Source organism: Streptococcus sp. 1032 (assembly GCF_013277015.1).
Taxonomy (GTDB): domain Bacteria; phylum Bacillota; class Bacilli; order Lactobacillales; family Streptococcaceae; genus Streptococcus.
The window spans coordinates 1-20,647 of sequence record NZ_VMMD01000036.1 but is presented as its reverse complement, the minus strand read 5'-3'; the positions used below and the strand labels follow the sequence as shown (position 1 = coordinate 20,647).

Below are 20,647 nucleotides of genomic sequence, written 5' to 3'. Positions count from 1 at the left end.
TAGTTTGGGAATTTACCAGAAAAGCCTCTGGATTGACTTGGGTATCATTGTAGAAAGAAAAGGCAAGCTCTTTCTTCTGCTTCCCTTTCATGATTTTTATAAATAATATAAGAGTGGCCAAGCATTGTAAAACATGTGAACTAGAGTAGAAACCCATAAGTTTTGGCTCTTTTTATAAGCAAAGCCCAGCAACAAGCCCCCAAGTAGATAAAAAATAAACGAAGGGACATTAGAAGGACCATGCATGAACGAAAAGAGAGAGGAAGTTAGCACAAGCCCTAACCAAGAATTGTCAAAAACCGCACCTTGAAGAAGTCCTCTGAAAATGAGTTCCTCCTGGATGGGGCCAAAAACTGAGGAAGTCAAAACCAAAGACAGGGAAATTCCTCTGCGGACTTCCGCCAAGTGTTGAACTCCCGCGCCAGAAGAAATAGCGAAGAAATGAATATAAACCAGCGTCTCAAGCAGACTTAGAAGAAAGATTGTAATGAAAAGCAAAATGTCTTTCTTGCTTAACATCCCAAAAGAAATCATTTCAAATTTTCTAGCATAAGCAACACTCATCGAGGTTACAAGAAGACTTACAATAATCAGTGCAGGCTCATTTTGAAAAAAATCCCCGTGGTTAATCGTATAAGGAACTGTAATGACGATTATTAGTACTAAAAATCCAAAACAAAAGGCATGAAATTTGTCAAAAAACTCCATCAAATTATCCTCCTCACCAAACAGACTTCCTACGCGTCATCCTTGAGCTCTAACCTTTCCAAAACAAACCATTTTAACAACCAAAAACCGACCACATAGCCAGCTCCTAAGAATATAGCCATTAAAGATAGCATGGGATTCAGAAAATAAAACATCACAACAGATACAAAGGTTAGCACAAAAACATTAAAGGCAATGGTGTCAGAAGCCAAGACCAGAATATAAGGTGTCAACCAGTCTAAGGTTTTTGAATCTAGGAAAAATAAGTGTTTATACATGATAACCTCCTCTATGGCTGAAAAGCAAGCCTTTGGTTTTTTTACCCCAAGACCCTATGTAGAAAAGTGAGCAAAAATGGTAAGTTTGCGATGATATTATTAACAATATGAATCGAATAAGAAGGATAGATACTCTTAGTATAACGTGTTAGACAGGCAAATAGACAGCCCACTGCCGTATAGACAAAAATATCTGCCAGACTTGGCAAGCTAGAAAAGTGGGGCAAGGCAAATAAGAATGACGGAAAGAGAAGATCCAGCCCCCACCTCGAATTCTTAAAGAAGGCATGTTGAAGCAATCCCCTACATACCAATTCTTCCATCAGAGGTCCTAGTACGATTAAGGTTAGGTAAACACCAAACTCCGCAAAATTTGTCTCACTATAAGCAATAAACAAATTCCACCCTTCATTGGTTCCCTGAACGTGTTTAGCTGTCAGATAGTTAAAGCAGATAAGCACAACAGCTGCTAACACCGTCAGAACAGAATAGCTCAACCACTTTTTCCTAGGGATACGAAAGAGATAAGCATGGCCCGACCTGACCAAAATCCAAACCATCAAGCCGATAAAGAGAAGGCTGATGATGTTTCGAATCCAGATAATATTTCCTACCCAAGACGAGAACTCCCAATAATTGCTCCAAAATTGGTGCGTCCAAGACAGTCCGAAAAACAGAAACAAATAAGAAAGAATTGCACTCGTTTTGAAAAGAATAGAGTGTCTTTTCATATAAATCCTCCTACTATCTACAAGACAGGATGGCTCCCCTTGTCAGGCTCTACTGCTGTAAGATTAAGAAGACAGTTTGTTCTTTTTAAGGATAACCTGACTACTAGATAATAGATACATTAAGGCATTAAAGACAATGAAAATATGTCCATAGAATAAAATCAACCTCGCATCCAAACCAAGATAAAGTTTGATTATCAAAAAGATGAGCAAAAGAATTTGAAACCATAAGGTTTTTCCAAAAATAAATTTAAAGCGATTTCGAATGTCTACTTCCTTGATTTTTACCGCCAACCCTTTATTGGCAAGAAGGAAAACTCCTGCCTCAAACAAACCACTGTAAAGAACAAGCCACCCAATCGATACGATAGAGATTTGTAAAAATGTCCCTAAAAGAATATCCAACACACTACTCAAGAAAATAACAAGAAATAGTCTGTATTTCATATATATAAGCGATTAGTTGTTGATAGAATTCTGTTTCTGAAATACCTCTATACAAACAGATAATAGACATAAAGCCTGTCAAGCCGATGAACATGAGTTGATTGGTTCTAGGACTAACCAAATCATCATTTACTTATATTCAAGAGTATCTCTTTTATGTTAGTGTATGTTAACACTAAAAAACAAGTTAGGCCAATAATATTTAAAATGAACAATAACGGGGTTAAGTCTCTAAAAAAATTATCTACTGACACTACAAGAAATACTATACATATTATAGTCGAAACTATCTTTTTCTTATCCATAATTATTTACTCCTTTCCTAACAAATCCAGCTTATCAATCAAGAGCGATTTTTAACATAATGTAGCAGCACCCGTTGCAACTTTGACAATTTCAGTATAGCACTATTTGTTAAAGTTTTTCATCCAAATCTTGAATAGTCATCGAGACATCTTGAATTGTAAAAACTTCATTAGCCCCTACTTTTTATAATACTTCAAGCCCCAAATAAGCAGAAGCATGATAATCAAGCAGAGAATAGCACCAATGTAGGCAATCAATTGCTGATAGGATTCTCCTGCTGTGATACCTCTATACAAACAGATAATAGACATAAAACCTGTCAAGCCGATGAACATGAGTTGATTGGTTCTAGGACTAACCAAATCATCATCTTCAAACTCTCTTATCCTCATCTCCCTAGTGAGGTAAACAGTAACCAAAATCGAAGCCAAGTTAATAACCACTAAAAGAAATTGGAAAACCAAGGAAAAATTTAAAAACTGACGAGATAGAAATAGATAAGTAGAGACAAGCAAGGGCAACTGACCTAAGAACAATCTCGCAAGGAAGATGTTCCGTTTTTTAGCAAGAAAAGTTTTCATTTCTTTGCTCCTTTCTTTTTAGTTAAAGCAAGATAAATCATAACCGCAATCATATAGGCTATAGTATAAAATAGCTGATACCAAGCACTCTCCCTAAGCGGATATAGAAAGATGGACATGATTAGATACAAGATGAAAATGACAAGTATTTTTTTCTTCATAAGATTTCCTCCTAAATGTTTGTTGAGCTAGAACCTTTACACTATTAGTATAGCACTTATTTTGACCTTGGATCACTCAAATCACGAATGGTCATCAAAACATCTTGAATTGTAAAAAATTTAAAAAGCAAGCATGAAAAACATACTTTCCTCTTTATATTGTATTGATACCAACTTGTTTGTAGACTTTTCATCCTGCTATCACATATCATTTTGACAGGCGAAACAAAATTAAAGAAACTCCCCTGTAAATTAAGCTAGCAAATACAGGGGAGAAATTTATTTTTTAGAGGGTACTATCTGTATCCTTTTTGGGAGATTTTGAAAATATTTTTCTAATTAAATCATCCATATAAGGACCAAATATACCAACTACTAAACCAATAATAAAACTTTTAAAATCCATAATTACCTCCAAGTACACAAGCTCAAGTCTTTAAGCAACCATAATAGCCAATTGTAACATTGTTTTTGCATTCACGAGGAATACCTCTTTTTACTTTCGTCCTATTACAACCTTAATAAGGTTAGTATACTACTATTTTTTAAAATTTTCCATCCAAATCATAAATGGTCATCAAAACATCTTGAATTGTAAAAAATTTAAAAAGCAAGCATGAAAAACATACTTGCCCTAGGGGAATTTAACAATGTGAAAATACAAAATAGAAAGCTATTCACCCTTACTTCCTTCTGTTCTCATATATTCTCATAATCGCAACAAGGATACAGGCTGTCCCACCTGCCAAAACCAGAAGAGTAATGATAATGTTGAGAATTTCAGGCGTCCTCTCTATTCTGTTGACAAGACGGACTAAGGACAATACTGTCAATAAGAGTAAAGCTACTGACCCTGTCCGAATTAGAGAAGTCAGTCGGTTCTCAACCGCATATAAGAATGATGGTAACATAACACAGGCTATAGCAATCACAAACAGATTACTCCCCGTTTCTTCTCCCTTATTCACCACGGAAATCATGAGAAGATTCGATGCTATGATTAACGTAGAACAGATGATAAAAAAGGATTTCTTATTCATTTAATATACCTCGCATACTATAGTATTTTAATTGATGACTTTGGGCAGTACTTCTTTCAACAAATCTTCTAATCATCAACTGACATCGAGTGAATTGTTAAAACCTGACGAAAGACTTGATTTTGGCAGGTGGTATTGAGACTGGTATTGGGATGGCTTTCCACAATTTTCATGACGGTATAGAGACCAACTCCTCTCTCCTCCCCTTTAGAACTTGCTCCAAAGGAGAAGATTTCAGAAATATCGATACCCTCTTCTTTGATGGAGTTTTCGATGATAAAGGTCTCCTGTGCCCCATTTTTTAAAAAGGCGATTGAAACATGAGGTTGACAGGCTTCTACACTAGCTTCAATAGCATTGTCACAAAGGATAGACACAATGGTTAGAAAATCAAGCAAGCTCATCCCCTCGACCTGAATCTCCTCTGGAACTTCGACATTAAAGACAATCTTCTTATCTCTGGCTTTTAGAAATTTCCCTGCTAGGAGACTTTTGAGGGCTTTATCACGAACATTCACGAGTCGTCCAAGGTCATATTTATTGTCCTGCAATTTTTCACTGGAATCCTTTAAGACGGAGTCGTAGACCTCTTTTATCTGCTCCATATCCTCCTCTTCGATGCCCAGACGTAAGCTGGTTAAGAGGTTAGTGTAGTCATGGCGAAAGCTCCGGACTTCCTTGTAAAGTTCCTCTATATGCCGACTATATCGCTCCATATCTCTGTAGCGCAAGGCCTGCTCTTGGTCCAATCTCTCATGGAGTTTGTCCTTCAAATAGGTATCCAGTTTCTTGATAATCCCCATAAAAAAGAGCAAGTAAAACACTAGAATCAGATGGCGAACAGTCGTTGATTGAATACCTTGTTCATATTCAAAGAAAGACAGACTTTGCATCACTAGATAATAAGCCCCCATTATCCAGTTAATCCTGGTCAGGGACTTTTGAAAACCTTTATCGAGAATCTCCTTTCTCAAGTTAGTGAAATCATAGTCCAACCATTTCAAAAAGACTAAAACTATGAAGCAAACGAATATCGTCATCAATAAAAAGATAGGATTGCTACCTTTATCTACAATTTCTTGTCCCCAAAATGGAAGCACAAAATAGGAGACCCCTCTATAAAAGAGATTCACCAATATAATTGGAAAGAGACCATAAAAGAAAAGGAGTTTTTTAGGAAGCCCTCTTAACAGTAAGAAAGACAAACCTATACCGTACAAGGGTTCCATAAAATAAGATAGATAATCATTTCCTACTATATAGCTAATCATTACAAAAACAACTGCCAAAAGTAGCTTAAAAAGAAAGGCCTTAAAAATTCTCTCAAAATTGAGACCAATTCCATCTACCTTAAAGAAAATAACAATTTTTAGCCCATTAGTAATAAGCGTATACAATAATATCCAAGCAATATTCATAAACTCTCCTAGCTCAATGCAAGTTATTGATAGCTTCAGATACTTCCCTGACCTTATAACGCGCGATTAGACAGCTTCCACCATTGGGAAAGAAAAGGAGTTTTTCTTTCTTATCCAAACGAACCACATTGGCAGGATTGATGAGAAATGAGCGGTGGCACTGCAAGAGACGAGGTTCCTGCTTGAAAACCTCCTCTAAACTCGCCGTAAATTCCAGCCTGTCCGTCTTGGTATAGAGAATAACACGATGGGCTCTGGGCGATGTTTCGAGATAATAAACCTCTTTAAAAGGATACTGGAATTGGGCAAATTTTGATTTAAAGTAAAAACAATCTTCCGCCAGACTTTTACTATCTTGACTATTGGCATAGAGGAGGGCTGTCTCGATACGAGATTCAAACTCCTCTGCTGACAAGGCCTTATCAATGTAGTCCAGAGCAGACACTTGGTAGCGAAAAGACAGGGGCATAAACTCTGAGTGAGTCGTCACAAAGACGATGAGAGCATAAGGATCCCAATCCCGAATCTTTCTAGCCACTTCCAGACCCTTCATCTCCTCATTTCGAATCTCAATGTCCAAAAAGAATAGTTGATGGGCTCCCTTCTCATGCACCTCTGCCAGCAGCTGGTCTGGCTTGCCAAATACCTCAAAAGAGCTAGGAATGATCTGATGTTCTTGCAAGAGTTTCTCAATCGTCGTTTCAATCCTAGTCTGTTGGGAAAAATCATCTTCTAAAACAAATATTCTCATCTTCTTACTCTCCTTGTTTCGATTTCTTCCTAAAAAGAGAATAGCAAAAATACTATGATACAAGCCCACCAAATCCTAAACAGACCTTTAACGCTCCTGAAGGGTAGCTTGTTCCTCAAATAAGCATGATAATCTTACAACTATTTTATCATAAAATCTTAACAGTACCATTCAGGAAATTTCAAGAACAATTAAAGATTTGATGGTGAAAAAGGAGATAAAAGTGATAGACTGACAGTATCAAAATACAGTTGCTAGAACCAAGACTAGCACCCAGATTAGAGGAGGAATTCTCATGACAGATACAGACCCCATCAAAAGAGCTCAGACTTTGATTACTGACTTAAACAAAGCCTACCAAGCATGCAAACAGGCAACCGCTGACGACGTCCGCTTTCAGGAGCAATTAAACTCTATTCTTGGCTTTCTAGCTAAGGCTGAAACAGTGGATAATCGAGTCTTGATTGAACTGGAAAAATTCTACCAGACTTCCAGTCTTCTCATGGGACTCAGCGCTCTCAATCCAGACGCTCCAACTCGCGCCGCTTGGCGGACCTATGACCGCTTCCACTTTGACCAAGTCAAGACCAAGTTGAGTCTCTACGGACCAACCATTATCCTGTAGAAAATAAAAGAAGTTGAGACAAACTGAACTCAACTTCTTTTTTAGTGTCATATAAGAAATGTTAGTCCTGCATCTGACGTTTTACCTGATAAGGTAGGTACAAAACTAGTAAAACCAAACCAGCTCCCAGTAAGGCTAAAAGGGCTAGTTTTTCTTGGAAGGTAATCAACCCAACAACTAATTCCACTACTAAGACCAAACTGGTCAATCCTCTGACCACTGCCTGCAAGCCTTTTTCCTTTTGCCCCTTGTCCAGCGGAAAGAGTTGGGTCAAATACTGGTAGTCAAAGGCATGATAGAGGGCCAGCAACTGGAAGAGCAAGAGGTAGTTAAAGAGAACTACCACTGCTGTCGCAATCCAAGCTTGCTCAATAAAAACCTGTGCCAGCAAGGAAAGTAAGAGCAAACGGAGACTGAGAGCAAAGAGGTCTCCATTTCGCAGATAAGAACGCAGATAGAGATTTTGCCAAATCTTCCCAGGCACCTTCTGAACAGTATTTAGGATAAAGTCCAGATAGGCACGACGCTTGACACTGTTTGAAATTCCCTTTACCTGCGTAAAGAGGGCAAAGAAACGAAGCAAGACTTGCTTGCGCTTGCTTTCTTGGGAAATGACATAGTCCCAGTCTAGTCCAGTTTCAGTGAAAAATTTGCTGGCCTTTTGACGAAAGAGGAAATATTTTCCTACCCCCAATAAAAGCACATAGACCAGAAAAACTGGCAAGCCATAACCCATGGCTAAAAATAAGGGCGCAAATAAAAGCAAGAAAAGGGTCTGTACAAAGAGCCAAAAGACTAGGGAAATGCCAGTTTGACGCTTGAGATGGAGTTTGATTTCCTCTTCTCCGACCAAGAGAAAGAGCTTGTCTGGAGCCTCCATATAGGTGGCAATTCCTCCCCAAAGCAAAAGTAAAACAGACGTAATTCCTACAAATAAAAGGATAGGCCAATGATTTTCAGGAAAATGTTGTAAGAGTTGACTGTATTGGTAGGCTAGAAAGCCCAGCAGAACAAGCAGGAACAAGACAAAGTGGTCATTGAGAACATAGCGCAAATAACCAAGACACTCCTTACGAAAAGCCTGCTTTCTCTTTAAAAACAAGTCTTTCATAGCTCCTCCTCTTTGGTCAGAGCCAAGTAAATATCATTCAAACTAGCCTCAGGCATATCAAAGGCTTCGCGCAGTTGCGCTAAATTCCCCTTGGCACGCACTTCCCCTTTGTGAAGAATGACAAAAGCATCACACATCTTCTCAGCCGAATCCAGCACGTGGGTACTCATGAGAATGGACTTGCCTTTTTGCTTTTCCACTTCCAAAAGCTGAATCAAGTCCGCAATAGCCAGCGGATCAAGACCAAGGAAAGGCTCATCCACGATGAAGAGACTCGGATCCACCACAAAAGCACAGATAATCATGACCTTTTGCTTCATCCCTTTTGAAAAATGAACAGGGAACCAATCTAATTTCTGGTCCAGACGGAACATTTTTAACAAAGGTTCCACTCGATCAAAAGCCACTTTCTGGTCAATACCATAAGCCATAGCAACCGTTTCGATATGCTCTCTGAGGGTCAATTCCTCATACAGACTAGGTGTCTCAGGAATGTAGCCAATCTGCTTGCGGTAGCTAGTCGCGTCTTCTTGCAAGGTCAAGCCATTGATATTGATGGAACCACTATAAGGTGTCAACAGACCGATAATCTCATTGATAGTCGTCGATTTACCAGCACCATTGAGACCAATCAAACCGACCAACTGCCCACTTTCAACAGTAAAGGACACATCTTTCAAGACAGGGACATGAACATAACCACCTGTCAGGTTTTTAATTTCTAACATATTTTCTCCAAATCTGGTATAATGTAGCTATATTATATCAAAATTCAATACAGTAGAGGTAGATTTTATGTCAGATTGCATTTTTTGTAAAATCATCGCAGGGGAAATTCCTGCTTCAAAAGTATACGAAGATGAGCAGGTTCTTGCCTTTCTTGATATCTCTCAAGTGACACCAGGACATACCTTGGTCGTGCCAAAAGAACACTATCGCAATCTTTTGGAAATGAACGCTACTAGCGCCAGCCAACTCTTTGCCCAAGTACCAAAAGTAGCTCAAAAAGTCATGAAAGCTACCAAGGCTGCTGGTATGAATATCATTGCCAACTGTGAAGAAATCGCAGGACAAACCGTCTTTCATACCCACGTTCACCTCGTGCCTCGCTACAGTGCAGACGATGACCTCAAGATTGATTTTATCGCCCACGAACCAGACTTTGACAAACTTGCTCAAGTTGCTGAAACTATCAAAAACGCCTAAGGAGTTGCCATGAAATTATCCAACCTACTGTTATTTGCAGGAGCTGCAGCTGGAAGTTATCTGATCACAAAAAATCGCCAAACCATCACAGATGAAGTCTTGAATACCACTGACCGCGTTCAAGCTATCAAGGATGATGTGGATATTATCCAAAACAGCCTGCAAATCATCGACCAACAAAAAGAACTCATCAAGGAATACCAAGAAGACCTGACTTACAAGTTTAAGGTCTTGGAAAAAGATATCCAGACTAGACTAGCTGTGATCAAAGAAACACAGGAACTTAAAGATAAGTAAAAAGAGCCAATCGGCTCTTTTTTAAAAGGTAAACAAGTTATATCCCATCAACTATACATCATAATTTAGAAAACTCATACTCAATAAAAATCAAAGGGCAAACTAGAAAGCTAGACGCAGGTAGTACTTGAGTACGACAAGTCGACGCTGACGTGGTTTGAAGAGATTTTTGAAGAGTATCATTCACCGTTTCATAACTAAATCGAAGACTTTCCCAGACTTTCCGCCGTAATGAAAACACCTGAAATAGCTTGGTTTCAGGTGTTCGGAAACTTTGAGACCTAGGCTCAAAGTTTAGGTATGGAACTTCGAAGAAGGGCGCTACCGTCCGTCATTACTTAAGGAAAGTCTTAAAAAATCTATAAACAAAAAGAGCTCATCGGCTCTTTTTACTTTATTCTCCATCAAAGGCATCTTTAATATGGTCAAAGAAGCCTTTTTTCTTTGGATTGACTTTTAAATCACCTGCAGCTGCGAATTCTTTCAAGGCTACTTTTTGACGGTCGTTCAAGCCTGTCGGTGTTACGACATTAACGGTAACGTATTGGTCACCAACAGCACCACCACGAAGACTCGGAGCTCCCTTACCACGTAAACGGAATTTCTTACCAGTCTGAGTTCCCTCTGGGATAACCAATTCAACATCACCGTGAACAGTTGGGATATCAACTGTATCACCAAGAGCGGCTTGGACAAAGTTGAGGTTGAGATTGTAGAAGATAGTCGTGCCTTCACGTTCAAACTTGTCGCTGGCTTCCACAGAAACTACTACATACAAGTCACCGTATGGTCCACCATTAAATCCTGCTTCACCCTGACCGGCTAGGCGAATTTGTTGACCAGTTTCCACACCAGCAGGGATTTTTACATGTACACTATGGGCTTGTTTTTCATGACCTGTTCCGTGACAAGTTGTACATGGATCTTTGATTTCTTTTCCGCGACCATGACAGACATCACAGGTTACTTGGCGACGCATCATACCAAGCGGAGTCTGTGTATCGACGTTAATGACACCAGCACCATGACAGCGTCCACAAGTGACTGGACTTGTTCCTGGCTTAGCACCTGAGCCATTACATGTACGACAGCTAGCTTCACGGTTATATTTGACTTCTTTTTCAGCTCCAAAAATAGCTTCTTCAAAGGTCAAATTCACACGGTATTGGAGGTCATCCCCCTGACGAGGAGCATTTGGATTGCGTGAAGTACCGCCTCCGCCGAAGAAACTTGAGAAGATATCTTCAAAACCACCGAAGCCACCTGCCCCGTTGAAACCGCCAGCTCCACCACCGAAGCCTCCAAATCCACCATTGGCGCCTGCAGCACCATATTGGTCATAGGCAGCCCGTTTTTGGTCGTCACTCAAAGTCTCATATGCTTCTTGAACTTCCTTGTATTTTTCCTCAGCACCAGGCTCCTTGTTGATATCTGGGTGGTATTTTTTAGAAAGCTTACGATAAGCCTTTTTGATCTCGTCTGCCGAAGCGTTTTTTGACACCCCCAGACGATCATAAAATTCAGTATTGTTCATACAAGATACCAAGACCGTAAAATTCGACTGAAAAATAGGAAATCTGACGCTGGAGCGATGCTCCTAGGCAGATTTATCTTTTTTCCGAGAATTTAGGTCGGGTTCAATTCCTTTCTGTTATATTGAGTAAGAAATATGGGAACCCGTGTTCAATTCCCTGAACACCATTGTTCCTTTCTATTGATATTTTGAATCAAACTTCGATTTAGATCGGGTTCAATTTCTGTATGTCATATTGATGAGACAAACCCCAAATAAATCAGGTTTAGGTCCTTTTTATCGAAAAACAGAGGCTGGGTTGCAACCTCTGGATTTCTTCCTATCATTACGACGTTCAAGTTTTAAAAATCAAACTAGTAATGCTAAATCGAGCACTCCCTAACCTCTTGGTGAAAAAGACAAATCTTCCTAGAAACTAAAGTTTCTGCGTCAGATTTCCTATTTTCACTGTGAGGTTTTAACGGGCTTTGCATCTTATTTTTCCGTAAACTCTCCGTCTACGACGTCATCGCCTGCGTTTCCTGTTGCTTGTGTGCCTTCTGCTCCTGCTTGAGCTTGTTGGGCTGCGGCGGCTTGTTCGTAAAGTTTAACAGCAAGTCCTTGAGCTTTTTCGTTCAATGCTTCAAGTTTTGCTTTCATGTCGTCCAAGTTGTTGTCTTCTTGCGCTTTCTTAAGGTCATCAAGGGCAGCTTGGGCAGCGTCACGTTCTGCGTCGAAGCCTTTGCCTTCAGTTTCCTTGATTGTCTTTTCAGTCGCAAAGATCGCTTGGTCTACTTCGTTACGAAGGTCAACTTCTTCTTTACGTTTTTTATCTGCTTCAGCATTAGCTTCTGCATCTTTCATCATGCGGTCGATTTCTTCGTCAGTCAAACCTGAGTTAGATTGGATGACAATAGTTTGTTCTTTTTGAGTTCCAAGGTCTTTGGCCTTAACAGACACGATACCGTTCTTGTCGATGTCAAATGTTACTTCGATTTGAGGAATTCCACGAGGTGCAGCTGGGATATCTGTCAATTGGAAACGTCCAAGAGTCTTGTTATCTGCTGCCATTGGGCGTTCACCTTGAAGAACGTGGATATCAACGGCTGGTTGGTTGTCTGCCGCAGTTGAGAAGACTTGTGATTTAGATGTTGGAATAGTAGTGTTGCGGTCGATGAGTTTTGTGAATACACCACCCATTGTTTCGATACCAAGTGACAATGGTGTTACGTCAAGAAGGACAACGTCTTTGACATCACCAGTAATCACACCACCTTGGATAGCCGCACCCATAGCAACTACTTCATCAGGGTTTACTGATTTGTTTGGTTCTTTACCAGTTTCAGCTTTAACAGCTTCAACAACGGCTGGGATACGAGTTGAACCACCAACAAGGATCACTTCGTCGATTTCTGACAAGCTCAAACCTGCATCCGAAAGGGCTTGACGAACTGGAACTTTTGTACGTTCTACAAGGTCACGAGTCAAATCGTCAAATTTCGCACGAGTCAAAGTCATTTCCAAGTGAAGAGGTCCAGCCTCACCTGCAGTGATAAATGGCAAGCTGATTTGAGTTGAAGTCACACCAGAAAGGTCTTTCTTCGCTTTTTCAGCAGCATCTTTCAAACGTTGCATTGCCATCTTGTCAGTAGACAAGTCAATACCGTTTTCTTTCTTGAATTCTGCTACCAAGTGATCGATGATTTTTTGGTCAAAGTCGTCACCACCAAGTTTGTTGTCCCCTGCAGTTGACAATACATCGAAGACACCGTCACCCAATTCAAGGATAGAGACGTCGAATGTACCACCACCAAGGTCAAATACCAAGATTTTTTCTTCTTTGTCAGTCTTGTCCAAACCGTAAGCAAGAGCGGCTGCAGTTGGTTCGTTGACGATACGTTCTACTTCAAGACCAGCGATTTTACCAGCATCTTTTGTTGCTTGACGTTGAGCATCGTTGAAGTAAGCTGGAACTGTGATAACTGCTTTAGTTACTTTTTCACCAAGGTAGTCTTCAGCGTAGCCTTTCAAGTATTGAAGGATCATAGCTGAAATTTCTTGTGGAGTATATTCTTTTCCGTTAGCAGAAACTTTTTCAGAAGTTCCCATTTTAGATTTGATAGAGATGACTGTATCTGGGTTTGTAACTGCTTGGCGTTTTGCAGCATCACCAACGATGATTTCGCCGTTTTTAAATGATACTACAGATGGAGTTGTCCGATTTCCTTCTGGGTTTGCGATGATTTTACTTTCAGTTCCTTCAAGAACTGCAACTGCTGAGTTTGTTGTACCTAAGTCAATACCGATAATTTTAGACATGTGTTTTCTCCTTAAATTTTATATTCTATTTTTCTTTTAGATACTCTTCTTAAGTGGCGGCGCCGTCAGAGCTTGACTCGTCAATCTCTTTGACTAAACTTTGAGCCTAAGGTCTCAAAGTTTTCGCAAATAGCGCCACGGCGAAGAGTATCGTCTTTTGTTCGCTTCGCTCACTATTGCAAAGCTGAACTACTTTTTTATCTTTCTTTCATAGTTTATTGTCGTTTCGGACAAGTTTTCTATTATGTATGTTACAACCGTCAGAATTGCCTAGTTGTAAACAACTACCATGGCTGGGCGTAGGATGCGGTCATGGAGTTTGTAGCCTTTTTGGAAAACTTGGGCGATGGTATCTGCTGGGTGTTCATCGTCTGCTGGGAGAGTTTGGATAGCCATGTGGTAGTTATGGTCAAATTCGCCGTCAGCTGCGATTTCTTCGATTCCTTCTTCTTTCAAAGCGTGAATCAAGCTTTCTTGCACCATTTCCAAGCCCTTCTTCACATCATCTGTCAAACCTTCAACTGCGAGTGCACGCTCAAGGTTATCCAAAGAAGGGAGAATCGCTTTTGCCAAATCCTGGCTACGATAACGTTGCAAGTTTTGACGCTCTTCATTGGCACGGCGTTGGATATTTTGCATTTCCGCATGAGCACGAAGGTATTTGTTTTCGTACTCATCTGCACGTTCATTTGCCAAGTCCAATTCAGACTTCTCAGGAGTTGTTTTTTCTACCGTTTCCACAACTTCCTCTTCTTGGACTTCTTCTACTTCTTCATTTTTTATATCTTGGGCCATTTTCGCCTCCTTTAATGATTTCAATCTTAATGTACTTCGTAATGATTACTGCTGAGGTAGCGGTAAAAATCTGTCAACTTCATGGTCAAAACACGATTGACTACATTGACTTGGTTGATTAGCTGTTGGTAATCCAGATTGACTGGACCGATAATGGCTAGAATTCCAACTCCCCGATAAGGAATGAGGAACTTGCTACTAATCACCGCTAGGTCAGCTAGACAGGACTCTTGACTGTCTGCAACACGGACGTTTTGCATCTGATCTTCACGCAACCCCTCACGAATCTCCAGAGCCACCTTTTGCGGTTGGTCAAAGAACTGATAGGCTGCTAGATTGGCAAAATTCAAGAGATTAACCTTACCCGCCACCACAATATTTTCGTTGAACATTTCCTTAAAGATGTGTTCAAAGAGATCAATCACATTATCCGTTGTTGTAAAGTAACGCTGGATAATCTGCGGAATCTCCGTCCGAATCTTGTAGTGAATATCTAGAACGGTGTAGCCGAGGAAACGTTCCTGAATGATGCTCTTCAGTTTCAGCAAATCCTCCTGCAAGAAGTTCCTTGGAATCAGAAACTGACTGGTAACCGTTCGAGACTCGTCTAGGGTAAATACCGCCAAGGCTGTATGTTGCCCCAGAACAACAATATCAAAGGCTGTCAACCGTTGCCTGCTGGGCTCAACATCCAGAGCCACTACCGTACAGCCACTCAAGTCTGTTAGTAGATTAGCAGCCTCTTGCAGAATATCCTCAAGCTTGAAAAATTCCTGATCAAAGGCTTTGACAATCTCATAAACCTCATTTTCAGCCAGTCGGTCAAAATCCAGTGAGTGTTTCACATAGTACTGAAAACCAGCAACACTTGGCATCCGACCGCTTGAAGTATGAGCCTTCTCAAGCAGACCTTGCTTTTCTAGAGCCGCCATGTCATTACGAATGGTTGCACTGCTAGAGTTAATAGACTCTTGCAAGGCTTTAGATCCGACAGGTTCGTGCGTTTTGGTAAAGATGTCAATAATCAGATTTAAAATATCCTGCTGACGCTCTGTAACCACCTCATCACTCCTCTCTGTCTGATCGATTAGCACTCAACATACTCAAGTGCTAACTCATGATTCTATTATACACCCTTAAAAGAGAATGTCAAGATAAAAACTCAAAAAATTAGCACTCTTTTGCCAAGAGTGCTAAAAATCGGTCTGAAGACCGAGAAACTCACCTTCCATCTACTTGATATTTCCTTTTTAGTCTGAAATAACCATAGATTAGATAAGAAATCATAAAGGCATATAGAACAAAAATGACAAAGAAAGGTTGCGACAGTTCTTCTCGAAACAAACTCATACAAACAACAAGACCACCTAAGAAAGCAGCTGCACATGAACGAAGTCTATATCGCATAACTTCCCATCTGAGCCCCTTACTCATATAGACTTGATCCTCTGGAAGTAAATCAGAAGCCGATTTACGAAGAATCGAACAAGAACCTGCTCCTATCAATTCCCAACCTCTATTTCTACAATCTTGCAGTTCATGCTTATATTTTTTAAGAAATCTAGAATCATATATATAGTAGATGACATCGTCTGGTTGACATTGGTCAAAATAGAAAAAACCAAAACGACTCGTTCTATATCTCCAACCTTTCAAGTGCATCTCATGCAAATATTCTTCTTCCTTGTCCAAATCAACAATGGTGAAAATCCGAAATTCTACTCTGCTATTCATTGTCTTACCCCAAAATTAGAAAACATGCCTGGTGTTATTTATTAGATAATTCTTTCCACTTTTGACTCAATCTCCAAAAAATATAAGAAATCTGAATCGCAAAAACTATCAATAAAACCCAATCTATTATGAAAATCAAAAATACTTCCCAACTGAAAGAACTACCTCCACTGACAAACTTTGAGAAAACCGGTAGTAGAGCTAAAAAGAGAAGCAAAATAGGAAGCATCCGCCTCGTTAAAATCCGTTTGACATAAAAAAATCTTTATTCATGCTAAAATATTATAGTAGAATTTACACCAGTTTTTGAATGGCTGATGTAGATATTTTATACTTTCAAAATGTTTAAATGTGATTATTTATTTTTGAAAAATAGCTCACCAGCCCGACTGAAAGTGCTTATAGAATGATAATAAGTCGCCTGCCAAAAACAGCGAAAAATAGCGGTGTTATGCGGAGATAATCCGACTCGATGCTAAAGTATATTGTATACTTATTTTCAACAATTTAGCAGAGTATTTTTATAAGTATGATATAATAGAAGTATAATTTGTTCTGATAGTTTATTTTATGGAGAAGTATATTTTTAGAATGCGGAGGGTTCAATATGGTTGAGTTTATAAAGTCTAAGAAAGAAATGAGTGAGGAGGATATTAAAGCAAATTTCATCACTCCTGCTATTGTATCCAAAGGATGGAAAAATGGTGAGCATATCACTTACGAAGAATACTTCACTGATGGTCGAATTGAGGTTAGAGGAGATAAGGCTCGTCGTAAAGAAGGAAAAAAATCAGACTATTCACTGTATTACCAATTTGGAACTCGAATTGCAATTGTTGAGGCAAAGGATAATAAACACAGCGTTCGAGCAGGATTACAACAAGCTATTGAATATGGAGAGATTTTAGATGTTCCATTTGTTTATTCTTCGAATGGTGATGGCTTTATTGAACACGATCGTATCACGAGAGAAGAACGTGAGCTGGAGTTAGACGAATTCCCCACTCGTGAAGAATTATTTTCTCGTATGACGAAGGAAAAAGGATTGACATACGAAATTACAGAAGCTATCTCAACTCCATACTATACAGACGCCTTCTCAATGAAAACGCCACGCTATTATCAGCAAATAGCTATCAACCGTACTATTGAAACAGTTGCCAGAGGACAAAAACGAGTAATGTTTGTGATGGCAACAGGAACAGGGAAAACGTTCATGGCTTTTCAAATTATTCATCGCCTTCGAAAAGCTGGTTTGGCTAAACGAGTTTTATTCTTAGCGGATAGAAACATCTTAGTAGACCAAACGATGGCTGAAGACTTTAAGCCATTCGAAAAGGTAATGACGAAAATTACACCAAAACTTTTGACTGCTCCTGAAAAATTAAATTCTTTTGAAATTTATCTAGGACTTTATCAGCAACTAACTGGTGAAGATGGAACTGAAACACATTATCAAAAGTTTGACAAAGACTTCTTTGATTTAATCATAATTGATGAAGCACACCGTGGCTCAGCTAAGGAAGACAGTAACTGGCGTAAGGTGATTGATTATTTCAGTTCTGCTACACAAATTGGGATGACCGCTACTCCTAAAGAAACCAAGAATGCTTCCAATATGGAATACTTTGGTGAGCCAATCTATACTTATAGTTTAAAACAGGGAATCGAGGATGGTTTTTTGGCTCCATATCGTGTTATGAGGGTTAATTTAGATGTGGATGTGGATGGTTATCGTCCAGAAACTAGAAAAGTTGATGCTAACGGACAATTAATAGAAGATAGGTACTACGGCAGGAAAGATTTTGACAAAACCATTGTCATTGATGATAGAACTCAAAGAGTTGCCAAGTTTGTTTCTGATTATATGAAGCAAAACAATGCACGATTTGATAAAACAATTGTTTTTTGTGTTGATATTGACCATGCCGAGCGAATGCGTGCTGCACTTATAAAAGAGAATCTAGACTTAGTCCAAGAAGACTATCGTTATATTATGCAAGTAACTGGTGACAACGCTGAAGGAAAAGCTCAACTGGATAACTTTATGGATGTCAATTCTAATTTTCCCGCTATTGTAACAACGTCTAAATTATTAACTACAGGAGTTAATGCTAAAACATGTCGTTTGATTGTTTTAGACTCTAATATCCAATCCATGACTGAGTTTAAACAAATTATTGGTCGTGGCACACGTCTTTATCCTCAAAAGGGGAAAGAATTTTTTACGATTATTGATTTTAGAAATGTTACCAATTTGTTTGCTGACCCTGATTTTGATGGTGAACCAGTGAAGGTTCTGGAAACGGGCGCAAAAACAAACAATGGTACTACACCTGGTTTTGTAAACGAAGGTGGTGACCCAATAGAAAAATATATCGTTACAGATAAGCAGGTTACCATTCTTAATTCTACTGTTCAAGTATTGGACGAAAACGGGAAACTGATTACCGAAAGCCTGACTGACTACACTCGGAAGAATATCTTAGGTAGCTACGCCACTTTGAACGATTTTATCACAGTTTGGCATACGGCGGATAAAAAGAAGCTTATCTTAGACGAACTTTATAAAAAAGGAGTTTATCTAGATGCTATTCGAGAGTCGGAGGGAATATCAGAACAAGAAATCGATGATTTTGATTTACTCCTAAAACTTGCCTATGGTCAAAAAGAATTAACCAAAACGGAACGTATCAATAAACTCAAACAAAGCGGATATTTATATAAATATAGTGAGGAAGCGCGTGCTGTTTTGGAAATTTTACTGGACAAATACATGGATAAAGGTATTGGAGAACTCGAAAGTATTGAAACATTAAAACTTCCAGAATTTCAGATATATGGTGGAACCTTCAAAATCATCAATACTTATTTTGGAGATAAAAAACGATATTTACAAGCAATTAAAGAATTGGAGAAAGAGCTATTTACAGTAGCTTAATGAAAGGAAAGTATGTCAATTACATCATTTGTAAAAAGAATTCAAGATATCACTCGAAACGATGCTGGTGTTAATGGTGATGCTCAACGTATTGAGCAAATGTCTTGGTTATTATTCTTAAAAATTTATGATAGCCGTGAAATGGTTTGGGAATTAGAAGAAGACGAGTATAAGTCAATTATCCCAGAGGAATTAAAATGGCGGAATTGGGCTCATTCTCAAAATGGGGAACGGGTATTGACAGGCGATGAATTACTTGATTTTGTCAATAACAAGTTATTCAAAGAGTTGAAAGAGCTTGAAATAACTTCAAATATGCCTATTCGAAAAACGATTGTTAAATCAGCTTTTGAAGATGCGAACAACTATATGAAAAATGGCGTCTTGTTACGCCAAGTCATCAATGTTATTGATGAAGTTGATTTCAACAGCCTTGAAGATCGTCATTCGTTTAATGATATTTACGAAAAAATTCTTAAAGATATTCAAAATGCTGGGAACTCAGGAGAATTTTATACGCCACGAGCAGCAACTGATTTTATCGCCGAAGTTCTTGACCCAAAACTTGGAGAATCAATGGCAGACCTTGCTTGCGGAACAGGAGGCTTCTTGACTTCGACTCTGAACCGTTTAAGTAGTCAACGTAAAACTAGTGAAGATACCAAAAAATATAATACAGCTGTTTTTGGTATTGAAAAGAAAGCATTTCCTCATCTTTTAGCAGTTACAAATCTGTTTCTTCACGAAATTGATGACCCTAAAATTGTTCATGGAAATACTTTGGAGAAAAATGTTCGTGAATATACGGATGATGAAAAATTTGACATTATTATGATGAATCCACCTTTTGGAGGGTCAGAATTAGAAACAATAAAAAATAACTTTCCAGCAGAATTACGGAGTTCTGAAACGGCTGATTTATTTATGGCTGTCATTATGTATCGTTTGAAAGAAAATGGTCGTGTTGGAGTTATTTTACCTGATGGTTTTCTATTTGGTGAAGGTGTAAAAACTCGCTTGAAACAAAAACTGGTAGATGAGTTCAACTTGCATACGATTATTAGGTTGCCTCATAGTGTCTTTGCACCGTATACAGGAATCCATACAAACATTCTTTTCTTTGATAAAACAAAGAAAACAGAAGAAACTTGGTTTTATCGTTTAGATATGCCAGATGGTTATAAAAATTTCTCGAAAACTAAGCCGATGAAGTCAGAACACTTCAATCCTGTTCGTGACTGGTGGGAAAATCGTGAAGAGATTCTGGAAGGTAAGTTCTACAAATCTAAATCATTTACACCTAGTGAATTGGCTGAGTTGAATTATAATTTAGACCAGTGTGGTTTTCCAAAAGAGGAAGAGGAAATCTTAAATCCCTTTGAGTTGATTCAGAATTATCAAGCGGAAAGAGCAACTTTAAATCATAAGATTGATAATGTATTAACTGATATTTTGCAGTTGTTGGAGGATAAATAATGACACCAGAACAACTTAAAGCAAGTATTCTCCAAAGAGCGATGGAAGGGAAATTAGTGCCGCAAAATCCCAATGACGAACCTGCAAGTGAATTATTAAAGAGAATTAAAGCTGAAAAAGAAAAACTTATCAGTGAAGGAAAAATCAAACGAGATAAAAAGGAAACTGAGATATTTCGTGGTGATGATGGGAAACATTATGAGAAGTTC

The 20,647-nt window shown here is 38.9% G+C and carries 22 protein-coding genes and 1 pseudogene; 6 read left to right on the top strand and 17 right to left on the bottom strand.

Translation table 11 applies throughout. The annotated features are described in order from the left end of the window. Window positions 1–96: 96 nt before the first annotated feature. The 10 genes from HT711_RS10930 to HT711_RS10885 all read right to left on the bottom strand — a co-directional run bounded on the left by HT711_RS10930 (window position 97) and on the right by HT711_RS10885 (window position 6,421). On the bottom strand, window positions 97–708 hold the full coding sequence (locus tag HT711_RS10930) for a type II CAAX endopeptidase family protein (protein ID WP_112444996.1): 612 nt from the start codon (window positions 706–708) through the stop codon (window positions 97–99). Window positions 709–737: 29 nt separating this feature from the next. After that, window positions 738–986 (bottom strand): immunity protein BlpZ, encoded by a 249-nt coding sequence (blpZ, locus tag HT711_RS10925; protein ID WP_112444995.1) that lies wholly within the window; start codon window positions 984–986, stop codon window positions 738–740. A 41-nt stretch (window positions 987–1,027) separates the two neighbouring features. Continuing rightward, window positions 1,028–1,717, bottom strand: a complete 690-nt coding sequence (locus HT711_RS10920) for a CPBP family intramembrane glutamic endopeptidase (protein WP_173234446.1) — start codon at window positions 1,715–1,717, stop codon at window positions 1,028–1,030. A 63-nt stretch (window positions 1,718–1,780) separates the two neighbouring features. Then, window positions 1,781–2,164, bottom strand: a complete 384-nt coding sequence (locus HT711_RS10915; RefSeq protein WP_173219793.1) for an immunity protein — start codon at window positions 2,162–2,164, stop codon at window positions 1,781–1,783. Between the two features lie 482 nt (window positions 2,165–2,646). After that, complete coding sequence (locus tag HT711_RS10910; RefSeq protein WP_138704684.1) at window positions 2,647–3,051, bottom strand: immunity protein; 405 nt, start codon at window positions 3,049–3,051, stop codon at window positions 2,647–2,649. Beyond that, complete coding sequence (locus HT711_RS10905) at window positions 3,048–3,212, bottom strand: hypothetical protein (protein ID WP_049511538.1); 165 nt, start codon at window positions 3,210–3,212, stop codon at window positions 3,048–3,050. Before HT711_RS10905 ends, HT711_RS10910 begins: the two co-directional genes overlap by 4 nt. A gap of 286 nt (window positions 3,213–3,498) precedes the next feature. Next, window positions 3,499–3,618, bottom strand: a complete 120-nt coding sequence (locus tag HT711_RS10900) for a PncF family bacteriocin immunity protein (protein ID WP_173219790.1) — start codon at window positions 3,616–3,618, stop codon at window positions 3,499–3,501. Window positions 3,619–3,895: 277 nt separating this feature from the next. After that, on the bottom strand, window positions 3,896–4,252 hold the full coding sequence (locus HT711_RS10895) for a hypothetical protein (protein ID WP_084928133.1): 357 nt from the start codon (window positions 4,250–4,252) through the stop codon (window positions 3,896–3,898). A 68-nt stretch (window positions 4,253–4,320) separates the two neighbouring features. Further along, window positions 4,321–5,670, bottom strand: coding sequence for a sensor histidine kinase (locus tag HT711_RS10890; protein WP_173234444.1), 1,350 nt, complete (start codon window positions 5,668–5,670; stop codon window positions 4,321–4,323). A gap of 13 nt (window positions 5,671–5,683) precedes the next feature. Next, entirely contained in the window at window positions 5,684–6,421 is a 738-nt protein-coding gene (locus HT711_RS10885; protein ID WP_173234442.1) for a LytTR family DNA-binding domain-containing protein, read from the bottom strand. Between the two features lie 295 nt (window positions 6,422–6,716). Here HT711_RS10885 and HT711_RS10880 point away from each other — a divergent pair, with 295 nt between their 5' ends. Beyond that, window positions 6,717–7,046: a helicase BlpT gene (locus tag HT711_RS10880; protein ID WP_173234440.1), complete on the top strand. Its 330-nt coding sequence runs from the start codon at window positions 6,717–6,719 to the stop codon at window positions 7,044–7,046. Window positions 7,047–7,107: 61 nt separating this feature from the next. Here HT711_RS10880 and HT711_RS10875 read toward each other — a convergent pair whose 3' ends face one another. Both HT711_RS10875 and HT711_RS10870 read right to left on the bottom strand, forming a co-directional pair. Beyond that, window positions 7,108–8,157 (bottom strand): ABC transporter permease, encoded by a 1,050-nt coding sequence (locus tag HT711_RS10875; protein ID WP_173234438.1) that lies wholly within the window; start codon window positions 8,155–8,157, stop codon window positions 7,108–7,110. Continuing rightward, window positions 8,154–8,885, bottom strand: a complete 732-nt coding sequence (locus tag HT711_RS10870) for an ABC transporter ATP-binding protein (protein WP_173234436.1) — start codon at window positions 8,883–8,885, stop codon at window positions 8,154–8,156. Before HT711_RS10870 ends, HT711_RS10875 begins: the two co-directional genes overlap by 4 nt. A gap of 67 nt (window positions 8,886–8,952) precedes the next feature. Between HT711_RS10870 and HT711_RS10865 the strand changes: the two genes are divergently transcribed. Together HT711_RS10865 and HT711_RS10860 are read left to right on the top strand one after the other, a co-directional pair. Continuing rightward, complete coding sequence (locus HT711_RS10865) at window positions 8,953–9,363, top strand: HIT family protein (protein WP_050275810.1); 411 nt, start codon at window positions 8,953–8,955, stop codon at window positions 9,361–9,363. Between the two features lie 9 nt (window positions 9,364–9,372). After that, window positions 9,373–9,660, top strand: a complete 288-nt coding sequence (locus tag HT711_RS10860) for a hypothetical protein (protein ID WP_173234434.1) — start codon at window positions 9,373–9,375, stop codon at window positions 9,658–9,660. A gap of 394 nt (window positions 9,661–10,054) precedes the next feature. Here HT711_RS10860 and dnaJ read toward each other — a convergent pair whose 3' ends face one another. From dnaJ to HT711_RS10835, 5 genes are all read right to left on the bottom strand, one after another. Beyond that, window positions 10,055–11,194: a molecular chaperone DnaJ gene (gene dnaJ, locus HT711_RS10855; protein WP_173234432.1), complete on the bottom strand. Its 1,140-nt coding sequence runs from the start codon at window positions 11,192–11,194 to the stop codon at window positions 10,055–10,057. 474 nt (window positions 11,195–11,668) lie between these two features. Continuing rightward, entirely contained in the window at window positions 11,669–13,492 is a 1,824-nt protein-coding gene (dnaK, locus tag HT711_RS10850; protein WP_173234430.1) for a molecular chaperone DnaK, read from the bottom strand. 270 nt (window positions 13,493–13,762) lie between these two features. After that, window positions 13,763–14,287, bottom strand: coding sequence for a nucleotide exchange factor GrpE (gene grpE, locus HT711_RS10845; RefSeq protein ID WP_173234429.1), 525 nt, complete (start codon window positions 14,285–14,287; stop codon window positions 13,763–13,765). A gap of 26 nt (window positions 14,288–14,313) precedes the next feature. After that, window positions 14,314–15,348, bottom strand: coding sequence for a heat-inducible transcriptional repressor HrcA (gene hrcA / locus HT711_RS10840; RefSeq protein ID WP_057487506.1), 1,035 nt, complete (start codon window positions 15,346–15,348; stop codon window positions 14,314–14,316). Between the two features lie 160 nt (window positions 15,349–15,508). Further along, window positions 15,509–16,021 (bottom strand): DUF2812 domain-containing protein, encoded by a 513-nt coding sequence (locus tag HT711_RS10835; protein ID WP_173234427.1) that lies wholly within the window; start codon window positions 16,019–16,021, stop codon window positions 15,509–15,511. A gap of 607 nt (window positions 16,022–16,628) precedes the next feature. On the opposite strand from HT711_RS10835, the gene HT711_RS10830 reads away from it, so the two are divergent. The 3 genes and pseudogenes from HT711_RS10830 to HT711_RS10820 form a co-directional block, all read left to right on the top strand. Continuing rightward, window positions 16,629–18,962, top strand: coding sequence for a DEAD/DEAH box helicase family protein (locus tag HT711_RS10830; RefSeq protein ID WP_173234425.1), 2,334 nt, complete (start codon window positions 16,629–16,631; stop codon window positions 18,960–18,962). 12 nt (window positions 18,963–18,974) lie between these two features. Continuing rightward, entirely contained in the window at window positions 18,975–20,438 is a 1,464-nt protein-coding gene (locus tag HT711_RS10825) for a class I SAM-dependent DNA methyltransferase (RefSeq protein WP_173234423.1), read from the top strand. Beyond that, window positions 20,438–20,647, top strand: a pseudogene (locus HT711_RS10820) (restriction endonuclease subunit S); the annotation flags it as partial. The gene HT711_RS10825 and the pseudogene HT711_RS10820, both read left to right, overlap by 1 nt.

Bases quoted from the DNA above. Each gene is read 5' to 3' on its own strand.
- HT711_RS10930 (WP_112444996.1), bottom strand. From the start codon at position 708: ATGGAGTTTTTTGACAAATTTCATGCCTTTTGTTTTGGATTTTTAGTA.
- blpZ (WP_112444995.1), bottom strand. From the start codon at position 986: ATGTATAAACACTTATTTTTCCTAGATTCAAAAACCTTAGACTGGTTG.
- HT711_RS10920 (WP_173234446.1), bottom strand. From the start codon at position 1,717: ATGAAAAGACACTCTATTCTTTTCAAAACGAGTGCAATTCTTTCTTAT.
- HT711_RS10915 (WP_173219793.1), bottom strand. From the start codon at position 2,164: ATGAAATACAGACTATTTCTTGTTATTTTCTTGAGTAGTGTGTTGGAT.
- HT711_RS10910 (WP_138704684.1), bottom strand. From the start codon at position 3,051: ATGAAAACTTTTCTTGCTAAAAAACGGAACATCTTCCTTGCGAGATTG.
- HT711_RS10905 (WP_049511538.1), bottom strand. From the start codon at position 3,212: ATGAAGAAAAAAATACTTGTCATTTTCATCTTGTATCTAATCATGTCC.
- HT711_RS10900 (WP_173219790.1), bottom strand. From the start codon at position 3,618: ATGGATTTTAAAAGTTTTATTATTGGTTTAGTAGTTGGTATATTTGGT.
- HT711_RS10895 (WP_084928133.1), bottom strand. From the start codon at position 4,252: ATGAATAAGAAATCCTTTTTTATCATCTGTTCTACGTTAATCATAGCA.
- HT711_RS10890 (WP_173234444.1), bottom strand. From the start codon at position 5,670: ATGAATATTGCTTGGATATTATTGTATACGCTTATTACTAATGGGCTA.
- HT711_RS10885 (WP_173234442.1), bottom strand. From the start codon at position 6,421: ATGAGAATATTTGTTTTAGAAGATGATTTTTCCCAACAGACTAGGATT.
- HT711_RS10880 (WP_173234440.1), top strand. From the start codon at position 6,717: ATGACAGATACAGACCCCATCAAAAGAGCTCAGACTTTGATTACTGAC.
- HT711_RS10875 (WP_173234438.1), bottom strand. From the start codon at position 8,157: ATGAAAGACTTGTTTTTAAAGAGAAAGCAGGCTTTTCGTAAGGAGTGT.
- HT711_RS10870 (WP_173234436.1), bottom strand. From the start codon at position 8,885: ATGTTAGAAATTAAAAACCTGACAGGTGGTTATGTTCATGTCCCTGTC.
- HT711_RS10865 (WP_050275810.1), top strand. From the start codon at position 8,953: ATGTCAGATTGCATTTTTTGTAAAATCATCGCAGGGGAAATTCCTGCT.
- HT711_RS10860 (WP_173234434.1), top strand. From the start codon at position 9,373: ATGAAATTATCCAACCTACTGTTATTTGCAGGAGCTGCAGCTGGAAGT.
- dnaJ (WP_173234432.1), bottom strand. From the start codon at position 11,194: ATGAACAATACTGAATTTTATGATCGTCTGGGGGTGTCAAAAAACGCT.
- dnaK (WP_173234430.1), bottom strand. From the start codon at position 13,492: ATGTCTAAAATTATCGGTATTGACTTAGGTACAACAAACTCAGCAGTT.
- grpE (WP_173234429.1), bottom strand. From the start codon at position 14,287: ATGGCCCAAGATATAAAAAATGAAGAAGTAGAAGAAGTCCAAGAAGAG.
- HT711_RS10835 (WP_173234427.1), bottom strand. From the start codon at position 16,021: ATGAATAGCAGAGTAGAATTTCGGATTTTCACCATTGTTGATTTGGAC.
- HT711_RS10830 (WP_173234425.1), top strand. From the start codon at position 16,629: ATGGTTGAGTTTATAAAGTCTAAGAAAGAAATGAGTGAGGAGGATATT.
- HT711_RS10825 (WP_173234423.1), top strand. From the start codon at position 18,975: ATGTCAATTACATCATTTGTAAAAAGAATTCAAGATATCACTCGAAAC.